The following is a 15767-nucleotide window of genomic DNA, read 5'->3' on the forward strand; positions in this document are numbered from 1 at the left end:
CAAATAGTCTAAAACGTAGAAGATAAGAATTGGAGATGTAGTGATGGACAATACAATTTTACCTGTTGCAAATAGCAGAAGAAGTAGAGTAAGTAATAAAGAAAGCCAGACTATAGTTAATGGTGGATACCAAGAAGTATATACAGATATGAATTCTACAAGAGTTCATTCTGAGTCAAACAATAATGGCAATAAAGAAGTATTAAATAAATTTTTAACTAATGAAAAAATAATAAGTTCGGTAGCTGATAATATGAGTACAGTTTTAGATATAGCAAAAGAAATAGTTAGAATTAAAGGTAGCAGGATTGAAACTCAAAATACATTAGATATTATGGATAAAGAGATAGATAAATTACAAGCAGCTACAGATGATTATGTAAGACGTGTAAGTGAGGATATAAAGACTTTGGCAAATAGAGCTGAAGTAACTTTAGAACTAATGAATAATCTTACAAATTCATTAAAAGAAAATAACATGAGTGATGATATAAAGGCACTTTTAATTAATGCAGTTTCAAGTTCAATTGATAAGGTGTGGGAAAAGTGATAGATAAAAAGGATATTATTGATATAGCAATTGCACTAGTTAAAGATGAGGAATATAAAAGGGCAAATAGGCTTATTATTGATAAGATGAATCAAGTTCTAGAAAAGAAAACTGAAAGTGACAGGGAGAAAATAAGAGAACTTAATAAAGAAATCTTTATGCTAAACAGAACTATAGATAAATATATATTTAAATTAAAAGAAATAAAAGGTAAAGTATCAAATGATTTATCCTTAAAGAGATTAGAAGATTGTTTAGTGGAGATTGAAAATGAACGCAAAAGAATAATAATAGAGAAGAGAAATATATCATTTAGATAAAGTAATTATTAATATAGAAAGTTATTCTAGTAATAGAAATGCAAATTATCTTGAATTTAGATAATAATTATTTATGAAACTTGATAATAAACTAATATTTCATTGGTCTATTAATTAAGCCTATAAATTGTCAAAGATTAAGTAGGCTAGAGAAAATTCTACTCAATGGTCTATACAAAGAAGAGTTAAAAACACTAAAAGATATTTTAAATAGTATGGAATTGTAAAATTGAAATGAGACATAGGGCTTACCAATAAACCTATGTCTCATAATATTTTAAGTATTTCTATACGTTTTTTATAAAATTTATATTTGTAGAGATCCTGTGTAATGATAGCTTAATTTGTGAAGTTACAATACTTGTCTACTTTAAATGCAAGCTTTAGTTTACTAAGAATACTTGTTTTCATATCAACAACCTTATAATAAGGAATCATTTTAAAATCGGAATACTTCTTCATGGAATAGCCTTTAAAGAAAATATATAGTACAAGTTCCTTTTCTTTTTCATTTAGAGTATTAATGATAGAGCTTATCTGAGACTTTACTTGATTTTGGCAAATAATATCTTCAACATAATTCATATCGCAACAATCTATGTTCTCCAAGTTAGTATCTAACATAACTACCTTAGAACCATCAGTTAACTGTCTTCTTACAGATTTTCTTATAAGACAATTAACTGAATTCTTCATAGCATTAGTAGCATAAGCTACAAATCTATGTTTTTCTGGTTCATAAAGCTTTATACAATTAAATAAAGTTTTATAGCATTCATTTCTTATATCATCAAATTCATATCCACTTACAAAAGATTTCTTACACAGATTTATTATAAAAGGGTTAAATTCTGAAACTAATGTTTCTTTAGCTTCTTCATTATCTTCCTTGCATAGCAGTACTAGATTTTCAATATGTTTATAATCCATAAATATCACCTCTCAACTAAAATATATGCCAGTCGGCATATATCTAAGGAAAAGGAGGTAGATACTCATGAAAATATCAAAACTAGCTATAGATATAGGCCACAATGTTCAATTTGACGGGGGAGCAGTAGGTATAAGATCAGAAAATGAGCTTAATTATGAGGTAGGAACAAAGCTTATAGAAAAATGCAGAGCTGAAGGGCTAAATGTAATTAACTGCACTCCTAAAAGTGCCACTAGCTTATATGATTCTTTAAATCAAAGAGTAAAAGCGGCTAATAATAACAATGCTGATTTCTTTATTTCCATTCATCATAATTTATGTACTGGAGGCCATGGATCGGAGATATTATGTATTCCAGGAGGAAGAGCTGAAGAAGCTGCTAAAATAATTCTTACTGAGATCGCAAAGTTAGGTTTTACGAATAGAGGAGTAAAAGCAAGAAATGATTTGTTTGTACTAAAAAATACTAATATGTCTGCGATACTTATAGAATGTGCTTTTTGTGATAGTCCAGTCGATATGAATAATTATAATCCAGAGAGTATGGCAGAGGCAATATTTAAAGGGATATGCAAAGCATTTGAGCTAAATGTATCAGAAGATAATCGGTCTACTGAGCAAGCTAATTATTATATAGTAGTAAGAGGCGACACATTATATTCAATAGCTAAAAGGTATGGAACTACAGTTGAAAAAATAGCTTCACTGAATAATATTGCCAATGCTGATATTATCTATGAGGGACAGAAAATTAAGGTTAAGTAAAAGTTTTAAGGAGATTGATAGAATAGATTATAATTAAAGAAAGTTGATATTTACCAAGTTATACTAAGTGTCCACATAGCTGCAATCAAATAAAGTAAACAATAAGCTTAAATAGTAAGATAAGTAGAATATAAAGTAATATATATTTAATTAAATAGTCTATTTAGGAGATCAATTATATATACTGAATTGATAAAGCCTGCAATTTTAATGGATTGCAGGCTTTTCTTTATGTGTCTATTTTATTGTAAAACTTGAAGGAATTTATAATGGTATAAGTATATTTACTAATGTGCTTATGTGTGAATATATGACAAAGTCATAGAAGAGCAATTTTTTCTTAAGGTATATAAAATAATTTATAACAGTTGATATCCGAATCTAGCTCAATTCTAATTAAAGACTTAAAATCATTTTTTAAACGTTTTAAGATTATTTCATCTATATACTCTTGGGTTATCTCACTTGCAATAAACTTTCTTTTATTATTTATACAACTTACAATTTCACTACCAGTTCCTGCGAATGGGATATAAACTATTTGATCTTCTTTACTGCTAGCATCCAAAATTCTATCACACAGTTTGAGAGCTTTTACTGTGGGGTGCTTTTTACCATCTGACATGTAAAATCTTTGTTTTGAAGATTGAGAGGCTTCTGTAATATCTGACCAGATTTCATTACATAAAAGTTCATCTTCAAAATTCATATCTATCCAAACATCTGTACAACGTTTCTTATCATTCTTACGTGGTTTACCGTTCGCTCCTAAATCTTTACGATTAGTAGATTCATTTGTGTACTGTGGCTTAAAATAATAAGATGTTTCACATTTCCATGGGACCATAAAGACTAGTTCTTCTCTACATGGAGGAAAACCTTTTTTAGTTCCGAATACATGAGTGTTTTTTTGAGTTATCCAGTTAATTACTTTGAAATATTGATTAGATTCAATCCAATCAGCAAGCTTTGGAAGGGAATATCCATTGCTATAACCGATTGCGCCCCATAGATAAAAGCTGCCAGTATTTTTTAAAATATCTCTAAATTGTAATATGCGTGTTTTGCTCCAAGCAATATATTCTTCTACATCTTCCCATTCGTAATCCCATTCAGCATCTTTTTTATTGGCTATTTTATAATAGGGTGGATCTGCAATAATCAAATCTATTGAATGATTATTAATTAATTTACTAGTATAAAGGCAATCTTGGTTAAAAATATATCCTATCTCATTATTATTAAATAGGTCCATATATACCTCTAAAAATTACTTTGATAAATATATATGAATGAATATTTTGTTAAAGAACATAATTAACTAGTACATTAATTATAAGTATAATTTTCAGGTTATATTATTAATAATGAGATGAAACTGGAATAAGTTATTTAATAAATTAAATTATTTCTAATTTTTTATTTTATTAATCCTAAAATTGGCCACAATTTATATAGAGGTGATAGTATGGCCAATAGGAAGAACAGAACAAATATTATGTATAAAAATCTTATAATGAAATCATTTATACAAAACAAAAGAAGAGAGCCACTATACATAGTTATTAAATTATTAAGAAATATCAATGAAGAAGCTAAACAAGCTTTAAACTTAAATGAAGATGAGGAAAATATATTATTAAATGTTGAAGAAGAAGTTAAATTTCAGGTATATTTCGATGAGAAAGATGATGAGATATATGCAAGTATAGATGAAAATACAAATTTTATAAAGTTGGTGAGATTTGTTAATAACAAATTTGATGAAATGAAGGAAAAAAAGTTGATTACTGGAGATTCGCAAAAAAATTGCTTAATAGGTACAATCAAATTTTTACGAGAAAAGTATGGAAGTGATTTAAGCGGTTTTCAGAGTAGAGTAAATTTTATGCTTGGTGATATTGTTTCATTTGAATTAACAAATAATCGAATCTTAAGTTCTAAAAAAATTTCAGGTACATTAACTACATATATATATAATGATATATACATGTATAAAGAAGACTATAAAAGATGTAAATTGGGAAACGTAGATCAAATATTTGAAGATCAAGATATATTACCTTGTGAAAATGTAGTAAATAGGTTTTTAGATATACTTCTTTTTGATAAAAGGATGCAATTGATTAGTGGTGAAAGGTTGAATTTTTTATTAAAAGGTGTTCCTGGAACGGGGAAGTCGACCGCTGTTGATAACTATCTGCATAAAATTGGAGTTGTAAATACCGAAAATATTTGCAGAATAAATGTTCATTCAGGTACTAGCAATAGTGATTTGATGCAAGGCATAGGAATAAGTTTAAAAGGAGTAGATATTTTATACACTGAAAAACAAGGTATGGTTCTTAGTTTTATTTTAAGTGCTATAAAAAATCCAGAACAAAAGTATGCATTAATATTAGAAGAAATACAGGAGAATAGTCTAAATGAAATTTTAGGAGATTTGATATATTTGATCGAAGAGAGTAAGAGAGTGGATAATAGTTTTATTATCAAAATTAAAGAGACATTAGGTGATATAGAAACTTATGATCCGTTTAAAATTATTGATACTTTATTAGAAAAATATCCATGGTTTTATTATATAAATATGCCTAAGTTAGTTGAAGATAATGATGATAGAAAATTTAATAAACTGATATTACCTAATAATTTATTTGTTTTTTGTACTACTAATTACAGTGAAGAAAAAAATATATTAGAGGACAATTTATTTAGAAGATTTGAAGTTATTGATATTTTTCCAGATGAAGAACAAATAAAAGATAAATATATATATTTCAATAAAACTTCTACATTTTAATGCATAGCCTGTCTATGATTTCTGTAGGGGTTTTATTTATATGTGTAATAAACCTTTGCACTGCTTCGCTTACCCTAGATAAGGTAGGATAGAATGCATTATTAATTATTCTTGACTTAAGCCACCCCCATAACCCCTCTATCAAATTAAGTTCTGGACTATATGGTGGTAAAAATACTAACTCTAATCTATTTTTATTCTCATATAAAAAGGGCTCAAGTAGTTTTGCATGATGTATTCTTGCATTATCTAGTATCATTACGATTTTACCCGTAGGGTATTGTTCTAGTATACACTTTAAGAATCTTTCAAATACAACTGCATCATACCTCTCATGCTCTTCACAATATACTTTTCCTGTACCATAATCCAATATCCCTATTAATTTTACTCCAGCATTTTTACCGTAGGTTGGGATTTTACGACGCTGACCTTTCTTAAACCAAGTTTTCTGTATAGCTTGATAGTCTCTTATCATGGATTCATCTTCGAACAGAAGATGCGCTAGCTCCCCATTAATTAGTTTTTTTAGGTCTTCAAAAGTTACCTTAAATTCTTCTTGCTTTTCTTTATCAGCTTTTTTTAGTACGTAGGTTGGTCTTGTATAGCTTAGATTTAATCTATGCAAAATTTCATGGATTCCCCTGTGACTCATGGTTATACAAAATGTTTTAATCACCCACTGCCTAATTATTTCAATAGTCCAGTTTTTTCTAGATTCAAACCCGACTTCGTCAGGAGTTTTATTTGTTACAATTTCAACTATCATGGCTTCTTGGTCTTTACTCAATTTTCTGGGAGCTCCTGTACTATGCTTCATTACTAAGCCTAGCAATCCTTTAGCTTTGTAGTTTTTAATGTAGTCTCCGACTGTATGTTGATCTAAAGAAACCATTTTAGCAATATCAACATTTGAAGCACCTTCCAAGTGCCTTAATATTACTAGGTATCTTTTATACATTCGTACATTTTTAGTTTCCTTCATAATTGACTTTAATTCATTAATTTTTTCATTTAATTCTAATGTATTATTTGAATAAATATTATCCATATAAATCACAACCTTTTAAATATTATTGTAATTATTTTGCACTTATTTGCGATTTATATATTTGGTAATATTCTACTATGAATTTTTATTATTGAAATTTATATATATAAAATTATTTTTTAAAGCTCTGAATGAAGAAATTTCTGTTCAGTATAAAGAATATTTACATCCAGATAGATATCTAATAGGCCATGCAAATTGGATGTTTATATATAATGTAAAAGAATTTTATCGAGCATTCATAAAACTAATAAATGAATTTAAAGAAATTAGAGAAATAGGATTTGAAGATTTTAGAACAATTATTTGCAATATGAAATTTGAAGAAGAATGGAATTCAGAAGAAAATAAATTCAAAAAGGAATTTGTTAATATAAAGAATTGTTTAAGCAGTGATGATACTAATTATTATGAAGTAATAAAAGCCATAATTCAAAAAGCGGAATATGAACTCTTAGAGGAAAGAGAAAATGGATGATCTAATTCTAATTAATGAAACAGATAACATATATGAGCAACTTACTAATAAAGGAATAAATTATTCGAAATTCAAAGATAAATTAAAGATACTGAATAATACAAAATTAAATAATATGATAGGATATTTTAAAATAAATTCAGATGGAAACTTCTATAAAATATGTATTTTGCCAAAAATAATTGATAAAAGAGCACAGAACTTAAGTGAAAATTTTGGTCAATACATTAATATTACATTAGGATTGATTTTGAAATATAAACTAAATAATTATAAATTGTTAAAAGATAATTATTTGGATTTAATTCATATGAATAGATTAGGAAATATAGAAAAATTAGATTATTTATTAGAAAGTAAATATATTCAGGCTTTAAACTATATTGAGTTTTTCTTTAATCAATATAAAAAATATGACTATATAGATATAAAGTTTTCAGACTTAATTATAAAAGGGAAAATCGATATACGAAGAAATATATTAGAAGTTAATAAAGCAAGGGTACACCAAATTAGACAAAAAGAAATTTTATACTCTAAAATAGCTGATATCACTATATCTGTTTTAAAGTATTTTGAGAATTTTAAGATGAAATTAATTCGCCATAATAAAAAGATACAGTTAAAACTTCATGATTCAATAAGAACAATAAACCAAAAATTCTTGATAAAAGCTTTTCATTATACAATTGATATGATTCTATCAAATAAAAGTTATAAGTTATTTAATAAACCAGAGTTAAAACAACTATATTTGAGCCTATTAATATTATTAGATTTGGATGGATATTTTGAGTCGAATATAGGATATATAAATGTCAATAATGTATGCAAAATGGCAAGTATAGTGATTAATCCTTCTTATATTTTTGAATATTATGTATATGATTATTATATTAACCATACACAAAAATATAAAGATATAAAATTTATAAAGATAGATAAGGAAGTAAAATTATCTATAAGATATTTAAAAAAGATTGAAAAGGACTCACTTGAAATTGAAAGTAAAATTGGTGAACTAAATGATCAATGGAGAGAAAAGATGAGTAAGCTATGGATATTAACGACATCCGAACCGGATCTAGTTATAAAAGAACTTAGTAATAATGATATTTGGTATGATACAGTGGTGGATTGTAAGTGGAAGATATTGGATAAAAGTATTGACAAGAACGATTTGGAAAAATTGAAAATAGACTGCAAATCAAGGAATATAAATAGAGGAAAACTAGTGTATCCATTGATAAAAACAGCAAAATATAAAAGTGTGGATTCTTTTGAAATAGATGATGAAAGATTTAGCGAAGGTATATTTCGTCTTACTATAGAAGAGTGTAAAATGATCTAATCTGTTATAAATTAATTTGTATCAATAGTCAATTTGCAGTTATAAGCATAAAAGGCTTAATTAAAATTGTAGTTTTGAATAATATTCGTGCTAATTATAAGAGAATGGTTAATAGCGTTTAATTATATTTAGGTGATAGATTTTTAGAGTTTGTGCAAGCTTTGGGAGCCAGTAATAATCTGACCAGTGAGTAGTGCTGAAGAAGGATTATGGAAGTCTATTGAAGCTTGTACAAACTTTCATATTTGGCTTAAATGAAAATATAAATTTAAATATGTGTCAGCAATAGGAGAAGCTGGACCAGCTAAGCAATGCTTGTACTATATAAGTGGACCTGCATCGCGGCCAGTATGGCTTCTCTTTTTGCTGATTTTGTTTATTGAAAATTGAAGTGATTATAATATGTCTTCAGCAAATTATATCATATGAGGTTATTAGGAAGAACGGGAAGGAAAGCAATAAAAATTAGAGAACAAAGAGTCAGGTAGGGGAGTCGCAGTATCATCTATACCTACAGTACATACGCTTGTCCATTTGGGCGTAGCCGCTAAACATTCTTTTGTGAAGTGTACAAGTAAGGACCACATAGGAAGACTTAAGAGCTTGCTTGTAAATAGGACTGGCGTTGACCTGATATAACTACTTAAGAGTTGCCTGTCCTATGTCATTTTCACAAAAGAGGGTGTTTAGCGAAGTGGACAAGCTACTTTAAAATAGGAAATAATAAATGTGTTCAATTAATATAAAGATCCAATCTGAATAATTTAATATTTTATTTATAAACGTAGAGAAGCAATGAAATAAATTTAAGTTTGTGCTAAAATTAAATTAAAGATTGGAGGAATTATGGCAATGGTAATTAACTTTCCTAAAAATTTAAGAACAGATAAAAAAGGGATTGAATTTTTAGCTTTTTTGTGGGGAGTAAGTAAGAAAATCTATAAAGGCAGAATTATATGGAATTTGAAGTATACAAAAAAAATTGAAACCAATCTATTGTCTTTTTTAGGCTTAATTGCAAGAAGGATGGATAGTAGAAATAATATAATTGAAATGGTTATAAGGGATAGTAATGGAATGACAATAAAGGTATCTGATAATATATTGACTCGTTTATTTAAGAAGTATTCTTCTAATAAAAATAAATTATTAGAATATAATTTTTTAGATGAAAACAATTCAAAAGAAGAAATAGAGATACTTTTACTTAAAAATTTAGAAGAGCTAAAATTACTATACTATTCAGACATTAAGATTTTATTAAGTGAATTTATTGCCAACATATTTATGCATGCAACTGATAAAGAGGGGTCAATGTCTGGATATATGACAGATAAAGATGATATATTAATAAGTGTATGTAATATTGGGAGAACAATTAAACAAAATATAGAAAGTGTAAATGAATACAAATTTTTAAATGATAAAGATGCAATTTTGTGGGCTTTAAAAAAGAACAATTCCACAAGAAATAAAGAAGAAAGTGGAGGTTTAGGATTATATCTTCTTAGAAAATATATTAATAAGATTGATGCAGAAGCATATATTATTTCTGGAAAGTTTTTTATTAGCCTTTCTGGTGATAACTGCTTTGATGAAAATGATGTTAATAAATTTTATTTCAAGGAAGAATTTGAAATGAAAAGTTTTTTTCCCGGTAATTTGATAACTTTAAAGTTTAAGAATGAGAGGAATTATGTGTTTAATAATAAAGTGTATTTACCACGAATAGATTTGTTGTGATTTGGAGGATTTAGCTAGTGGATTGTATTATCGATTTTTTAAGTGATATTAAACAAAAAGACTTGAGGAGATTAGCACAGAATCAAAGTGAATGTTATGAAGATGCAATAGAGCTATATAAGGAACTGTTTATATCGAATTTTTCACAAATTAAAGATGCTTGTAGTGATGAGAAATGTGATATAAAGAGTAAATGTAATGAATTAAGAGAAATAATTTTAGGCATTGAAAATGCTGAAATTATAGATTTCTTTGATAAAATGAAATTAGTATATATAAATTGGATCGATGCAAAAATTAAAGATTCCTTGGAAGTATTTACAGATATTATGAATCAATATGAATTATGGTGTTTCTATGATACTGATATAAAAAAAGAAATATTTTTTAAAGGAAGAATAGAAAAAAATATATTAACAAGATGGGAAATGTTTCATATACCATTTAATAAAAGGTATTTAATTAAAAATCAGAGATATAGCTTAACTGGACAGCCAATAATATATTTAGGTAAATCGATTGTTGATATAATTCATGAATTAGATATTAGTGATGAAAACATTGGTGACTTGAAGATATCTTCAATAAGAATTAAAGAAGATTTGAAAGTTTACGATTTAAGAAATAATATATATGATTTACTTAATAAGACAGAATTCCTAGAAGTAATAGGTGGAGAAGGTATAGAAAAAAATTATAAACAAACGTTCTTTAAGATACTATTAGCATCGATATGTAGTTTCGAAAGAAAAAAAGAACATAAAGATTATACTTTTTGTGAGGAGTATGTAATACCACAAATTTTAGCTCAGACATTGAAAAATAAGGAGTATGATGGAATTATATATTTTTCAACTAAAAAATTTGAAGGTGTAAGTTTTGAAAATACTAAGGAGAATATTTCATTAACTAATAAAACTAAGTATAAAGAAAATGTAGCTCTTTTTACTAATTTTAATAAGGATCATGTATATGATGAAGTTCTTTATAGTAAATTGGATATTAGTTCTCCAATAGATTTAACAAAATCACAGGATTTTAATATCAATCATCTTGATGAGACATGCAAGAAAATTGAATTTACAAAAAATCAAAAGGAAATTAATGATAGTCAAGTAATAGTAACTATTTTTAAAAGGGAATTTGAAGGTATAAAAATTAATGATTCAAAATATATTGATAAAGATATGGGAAAAATGCATATATATCATTTATATTGTATTCTAAATAAAATTCTATGTAAAAGTAGTGAGGTGGTAATTAATGAAAGAAATAATAGTTAGAGATATACTAAAATCTAATGTGGCTATTAGTAAAGATGACGGTGATATAGTATTTAATCAAATTAAGACTGAGATAGAGAATAAAAATAGTATTCTTATTGATTTTAAGAATATAGATTTAATAAATACAGCTTTTCTAAATAATGCTATAGGCAAGATTTATTTTATCCCAATTGAGAAAAGAATGGATACAACTGTAAGAATAGTCAATTTCCCATTAGAAGTAATGGAGTTGCTTGAAGAAGTTATTAATACTGCTAAAGAGAAAGCTTCAATAACTGAAGATGCTTAATATACTTTTAATATATCTTTAAAGAGCTTTCATTTATGAAAGTTATATAAAAATATAAAAATATAAAATATAAAATATAAAAGTTTCTTTTAATTAATAAATCATATGAAGACGCCATCTAATAGATGGCGTCTTTTGTAAGTAAACTAAAATTCTACTATTTTTTTTAATTTTAAATACATCTCATAAGACAACCCAATCCTACCACTAATTAATCTTTTAAGGGTAGACTCACATACCCCAAGAAGCCTACAGCACTTGCTATAAGTATATTTCTTCTTCTCCTTCCACCTCCTGACCATCTCACCAGGTTCATTAAAATAGAAATAATAATACTCATGAAAGTACTCAAGTGGTAAATCAAATTTATCACACACCTTTTTTATACTTTCAGGTTTAGGCATAACATCATGAGTCTCCCAATGAAGCACCGTATCAAAATGTTGACCTATAATTTCAGCAAACTCTTTTTGATTTAAGCTATGTACTTTTCTTAGTTTAATTATTTTCTTACCAATAGTATCTTCTTCTAAATCCTTATACATTTCAGCATATAATTTTAATTGATAGGAAGAAAAGATCTTCTTAAATGTTGCACTTGAGTTCAGTTTGGTGGTGCAAACTTCGCCTCAAGTCCAAATCGCGTTTTAATCCACTGCCTGGATCCTGTATTTGTATGTGAAAAGATAGCTTACACAAGAATAGATCAGGTAGTGTCCATAACTGATGTTATTGAGAATACAATAACAGGGATAAAGGGCATAGGTGGGCTTCAGACTAGGGGGAAGTATAGGGAAGGGTATCCTAAGTCGCCTTATGTGTAATAGAAGATAAGAAGATCATATATTATAGTATAAAGGTAGGAGTTAATGTAGCTCCTACCTTTATACTGCTTTAAAAGCATAGCATAAGTCAAAATAAGTATAGCAAATGTTAATACTTTATTAAAAATTCGCAAATAGCTTTGGTGATTAATTTAGTTATAATAGCTACTGATTAAAATAAAATAGTATATTGCTTAATAATGTTGACGCACTGCGTCAAGAATTAAGTTGAGATTGCGATATATAAGAATATAGATATGCATCAATTAATGCATATTAATTTACATAATGGATGTAATACAGTACAATAAGAACAAAATATAGGAGTTGATGCAATGCCGGAATATTACAACCAGAAGTATACAAAAGAAGAGGTTGAAGTAATTTTGAAGAAGATTAAAGAGTGCATCAACGATAATTGCTATACTATTTCAATAAATGGCAATAGAAAAAGAACATAAATTTTATTAACGAATATAGATTAAATACTAAAAAGCAGAAAGATATTTTACTTAGTATAGAGGTAACAGATTTTTGTCATTCACTAAATAATATAAATCCTGGTTTTGAACATGAGGTTCTTTATGTTTTTTGTCTTCAAAGAGTTTTATTTAACATCTTTGGAGAAGAGGAATCTATTGATATTTATATTAAATTTAATATTATCGAATATACAGATAAAAAACGAGTAATTACAATTTCATTTCATAAAAGGAACAAGCCAATCCAGTATTTATTTAAATAATGGGTTGAGGTTTTGGAAGGAGGATTTCACAATGGATATGAAAACAACATTTTGTGAACACTGTAGAAAAGATGTATTATATACAGAAAAAAATGAGCTAATGAATGCAGAGTTAAAAGGTGAGATTTATAACTATTATGGAAAATTAGCAGTTTGTAACGAATGTAATAACGAGATCTTTGTAAATGACATTAATGATTATAATTTGGAGCAGCTTTATAATGAATTTAGAAAGCAGAATAACATTATTTCTTTAACTAATATAATGGAGATACCTGAAAAGTACAACATTGGTAAAAGACCTTTATCATTACTTTTAGGTTGGGGAGAGCAGACCTTTAGCCGTTATTATGATGGAGATATGCCTACACAGCAGTACTCAGCAATTTTGCAGAGAATTTATGATGAGCCTAGTTTTTATCTTTCCATTTTGGAAAGTAATAAAGAGAAACTAAAATCAAAATCAGCTTATGAGAAGAGTAAATTGGCTACAGATAAACTTTTAGAAACTCAGAATGTTTCAAATGGTGAGAAGATAGATGTTGTTGGAAATTATCTTGTAAGCAAATGTGAAGATATTACTCCATTAGCATTGCAAAAACTTTTGTATTATGTTCAGGGATTTTATTATGCTTTTACAAATCAATTTATATTTGAAGAAAACTGCGAAGCCTGGATTCATGGACCAGTATACAGGGATATATATTTCAAATATAAAGAATATAAATTTGATCCAATGGGAATTTCTGAAGTTATAGATAATTTTAACTTAACAGTATCTGAGAAAGCTATTATTGATAGTGTGATTAAAAATTTAAGTTGCTATAGTGGAAAGGTTTTGGAAGCATTTACCCATGCTGAAACACCATGGTTAGAAACTCGTGGAGATTTGCCTATAGCTGCATCTTCAGATAGACAAATTGAAAAAAGGCTAATTGGAGATTATTTTTCAGCAGTTAAAGAGAAGACTAATATGTTAAACCCATCTGATATCGGTGTTTATAGCAAAAAAATGTTTGAACAAATTTCTATGTAGTATAACTTTAAAATAATAACAGGAAAGAGCTCAATTTTAATATTTAAATTAAGATTGAGCTCTATTTTAATTAGAGAAAAACTCAACCTTAATATTAAATATTAGGGCTGAGTTTCTTCTAAATTAGTATGGAGTTTAAAATTAAAGATCAAACTTAATAGTCTGTCTTTGAATCAGTTGTGCACTATACTTTGAAGCTAAAGAAACGCCTTTGTTTTCAAATACATCTTTAGATATGATGGTATCCATAAGACTATTTACTTCATCTTTAGTCATATTGGGTTTAACATCTGCTATGCTTAAGGATACCTTGTCTCCAGCAGCGTTAACGAAAGTTAAAGATAATGTGTATTCCATGATTTTTCTCCTTTCTTTTAATTAGATTTGATGGTTAAAAATTACTAAGCATTTACTATCTTTGATGCTTCGTTTAAGTAGTAGTCTCTAGTACTAACACTTAAAATGGCTTTGATAGCTTCAGCAACAGCATATACATTTTCAGGAGTTACACTGTTTTTTACTCCTGAGAAGTTCTTCTTTTTGTAGATCTTTGCGCCTGTCTTATCTGTGCCACTTTCAACCTCTATTGCAAATGAAGTTGTGTCTAAAACTTTGCTTACTGCCATAATGTTTTCCTCCTTGTAAGATTTAGTTTTGAAGCTTAAAGCTCTCTGTCTTTAGCTTTCAATTAGTATATATGTCTTAGTTAAAAAGTTTTGGGGAACTTATAGTTTTTTTTCTTTGGAGCGTTTTGATGCATTTAAAAATGGTGTTTAAGCATTTTTATTTTCATCTGAATAGTCTACAACAACTCCAAGTTTAGTCGAGATTATGGTATTGAGTTTATTGATAGATGCGCTTAATCCAACTATTTGCTTTTCAAGTCTTATAAGAAGATAACCGCTTATGACCACTGGAAAGGCAGTATTTGAGATCAAATTTACTAAATCATTAACTTCCATATTGAAATCACCTCCATTCATAAGGTATATATGCCTGTGAATGAAAGATTAAAGAAAAGTTCCACCTTCTTTGAAAATATAATCATGATATTTTTTTATAGCAGAATCGATTATTGTGCTTAGGTAAGCATTAGGATCAGGATGAGCTGCTTTGATTTCATTTAGAATTCTTGCAGTAGATACTCTGAACTTAAAAGTACGAGTTATTACAAAAGCTTCTCCATCAATGGGAGGGGTTACTCCATTCGGTTGGGACTTTAAGGTTCTGTTATCTATAATAGTGTTATTATCATTTACATTATAAGAATTGGCTTTGGTTACGTTGGTGTTAGTAACATTTAAATGAATCTTATTATTAAGGTTATCTTTAGTTATAGAAACAAGTTCCCTATTATCAGATGGAGCATCCGAAGCCTCTTCACAAAAATTAAAGGTGGCAACTGGTGTGCCAACAACCGTATCTTCAATAAAACCGTTCATTTCTACATCTTCTTCATAAGCTAAATCATCTTTATCTATAGCAAAGCTCTTTGATTTCTTTCTAGTCATTTATAAATCTTCCATTTTATATCTCGTGTACCAGCTTGCACAACGACTTATTTTATTTGTTTTATATAGATTCTTATATGC

Annotated in this window: 19 protein-coding genes and 1 pseudogene; 12 read left to right on the plus strand and 8 right to left on the minus strand. The window is 27.6% G+C overall.

The features are described 5' to 3' along the window. Positions 1-43 precede the first annotated feature (43 nt). Both C1I91_RS06530 and C1I91_RS06535 read left to right on the plus strand, forming a co-directional pair. On the plus strand, positions 44-550 hold the full coding sequence (locus C1I91_RS06530) for a hypothetical protein (RefSeq protein WP_128212141.1): 507 nt from the start codon (positions 44-46) through the stop codon (positions 548-550). Continuing rightward, positions 547-870: a hypothetical protein gene (locus tag C1I91_RS06535; RefSeq protein ID WP_128212142.1), complete on the plus strand. Its 324-nt coding sequence runs from the start codon at positions 547-549 to the stop codon at positions 868-870. The genes C1I91_RS06530 and C1I91_RS06535 overlap by 4 nt, the downstream gene beginning before the upstream one ends. Before the next feature lie 339 nt (positions 871-1209). On the opposite strand, the gene C1I91_RS06540 is transcribed toward C1I91_RS06535, so the two are convergent. Then, entirely contained in the window at positions 1210-1800 is a 591-nt protein-coding gene (locus C1I91_RS06540) for a sigma-70 family RNA polymerase sigma factor (protein ID WP_128212143.1), read from the minus strand. 67 nt (positions 1801-1867) lie between these two features. Between C1I91_RS06540 and C1I91_RS06545 the strand changes: the two genes are divergently transcribed. After that, positions 1868-2569 carry an N-acetylmuramoyl-L-alanine amidase gene (locus tag C1I91_RS06545; RefSeq protein ID WP_128212144.1) on the plus strand — a complete coding sequence of 234 codons (702 nt, stop codon included), beginning with the start codon at positions 1868-1870 and terminating at the stop codon, positions 2567-2569. 340 nt (positions 2570-2909) lie between these two features. Here C1I91_RS06545 and C1I91_RS06550 read toward each other — a convergent pair whose 3' ends face one another. Next, on the minus strand, positions 2910-3824 hold the full coding sequence (locus tag C1I91_RS06550; RefSeq protein WP_128212145.1) for a DNA-methyltransferase: 915 nt from the start codon (positions 3822-3824) through the stop codon (positions 2910-2912). Positions 3825-4037: 213 nt separating this feature from the next. Here C1I91_RS06550 and C1I91_RS06555 point away from each other — a divergent pair, with 213 nt between their 5' ends. Continuing rightward, positions 4038-5372: an AAA family ATPase gene (locus C1I91_RS06555; protein ID WP_128212146.1), complete on the plus strand. Its 1335-nt coding sequence runs from the start codon at positions 4038-4040 to the stop codon at positions 5370-5372. Here C1I91_RS06555 and C1I91_RS06560 read toward each other — a convergent pair. Next, entirely contained in the window at positions 5362-6423 is a 1062-nt protein-coding gene (locus C1I91_RS06560) for an IS630 family transposase (protein ID WP_128212147.1), read from the minus strand. The two genes, C1I91_RS06555 and C1I91_RS06560, sit on opposite strands and share 11 nt — an antisense overlap. A gap of 91 nt (positions 6424-6514) precedes the next feature. Here C1I91_RS06560 and C1I91_RS06565 point away from each other — a divergent pair, with 91 nt between their 5' ends. The 5 genes from C1I91_RS06565 to C1I91_RS06585 all read left to right on the plus strand — a co-directional run bounded on the left by C1I91_RS06565 (position 6515) and on the right by C1I91_RS06585 (position 11570). Beyond that, on the plus strand, positions 6515-6901 hold the full coding sequence (locus C1I91_RS06565) for a hypothetical protein (RefSeq protein ID WP_128212148.1): 387 nt from the start codon (positions 6515-6517) through the stop codon (positions 6899-6901). Further along, positions 6894-8252, plus strand: coding sequence for a hypothetical protein (locus C1I91_RS06570; protein ID WP_128212149.1), 1359 nt, complete (start codon positions 6894-6896; stop codon positions 8250-8252). Before C1I91_RS06565 ends, C1I91_RS06570 begins: the two co-directional genes overlap by 8 nt. An 846-nt stretch (positions 8253-9098) precedes the next feature. Continuing rightward, entirely contained in the window at positions 9099-9995 is an 897-nt protein-coding gene (locus tag C1I91_RS06575; protein WP_128212150.1) for a hypothetical protein, read from the plus strand. A gap of 17 nt (positions 9996-10012) precedes the next feature. Then, positions 10013-11278, plus strand: a complete 1266-nt coding sequence (locus C1I91_RS06580) for a hypothetical protein (RefSeq protein WP_128212151.1) — start codon at positions 10013-10015, stop codon at positions 11276-11278. Further along, the gene (locus C1I91_RS06585; protein ID WP_128212152.1) at positions 11259-11570 is read left to right on the plus strand and encodes an STAS-like domain-containing protein; all 312 of its coding nucleotides are present in this window, start codon (positions 11259-11261) and stop codon (positions 11568-11570) included. The genes C1I91_RS06580 and C1I91_RS06585 overlap by 20 nt, the downstream gene beginning before the upstream one ends. A 146-nt stretch (positions 11571-11716) precedes the next feature. Here C1I91_RS06585 and C1I91_RS06590 read toward each other — a convergent pair whose 3' ends face one another. Further along, a complete protein-coding gene (locus C1I91_RS06590) occupies positions 11717-12115 on the minus strand; it encodes a helix-turn-helix transcriptional regulator (RefSeq protein WP_128212153.1) in 399 nt (132 codons plus the stop codon). 69 nt (positions 12116-12184) lie between these two features. On the opposite strand from C1I91_RS06590, the pseudogene C1I91_RS06595 reads away from it, so the two are divergent. The 3 genes and pseudogenes from C1I91_RS06595 to C1I91_RS06605 form a co-directional block, all read left to right on the plus strand. After that, a pseudogene (locus C1I91_RS06595) lies at positions 12185-12394 on the plus strand (sporulation peptidase YabG); the annotation flags it as partial. A gap of 335 nt (positions 12395-12729) precedes the next feature. Then, positions 12730-12855, plus strand: coding sequence for a hypothetical protein (locus tag C1I91_RS29330; RefSeq protein WP_275051647.1), 126 nt, complete (start codon positions 12730-12732; stop codon positions 12853-12855). 315 nt (positions 12856-13170) lie between these two features. Further along, the gene (locus C1I91_RS06605) at positions 13171-14175 is read left to right on the plus strand and encodes a type II toxin-antitoxin system antitoxin SocA domain-containing protein (RefSeq protein ID WP_128212154.1); all 1005 of its coding nucleotides are present in this window, start codon (positions 13171-13173) and stop codon (positions 14173-14175) included. Positions 14176-14316: 141 nt separating this feature from the next. Here the strand turns inward: C1I91_RS06605 and C1I91_RS06610 are convergent, their stop codons facing one another. The 4 genes from C1I91_RS06610 to C1I91_RS06625 form a co-directional block, all read right to left on the minus strand. Next, positions 14317-14532, minus strand: a complete 216-nt coding sequence (locus C1I91_RS06610; RefSeq protein ID WP_128212155.1) for a DUF2922 domain-containing protein — start codon at positions 14530-14532, stop codon at positions 14317-14319. Positions 14533-14576: 44 nt separating this feature from the next. Then, on the minus strand, positions 14577-14801 hold the full coding sequence (locus C1I91_RS06615) for a DUF1659 domain-containing protein (RefSeq protein WP_128212156.1): 225 nt from the start codon (positions 14799-14801) through the stop codon (positions 14577-14579). 147 nt (positions 14802-14948) lie between these two features. Then, a complete protein-coding gene (locus C1I91_RS06620; RefSeq protein ID WP_128212157.1) occupies positions 14949-15137 on the minus strand; it encodes a YvrJ family protein in 189 nt (62 codons plus the stop codon). 48 nt (positions 15138-15185) lie between these two features. Then, the gene (locus C1I91_RS06625) at positions 15186-15686 is read right to left on the minus strand and encodes a hypothetical protein (protein ID WP_128212158.1); all 501 of its coding nucleotides are present in this window, start codon (positions 15684-15686) and stop codon (positions 15186-15188) included. Positions 15687-15767: the final 81 nt, after the last annotated feature.

Source organism: Clostridium manihotivorum (assembly GCF_004015185.1).
In the GTDB taxonomy this organism is placed as follows: Bacteria; Bacillota; Clostridia; order Clostridiales; family Clostridiaceae; genus Clostridium_AR; species Clostridium_AR manihotivorum.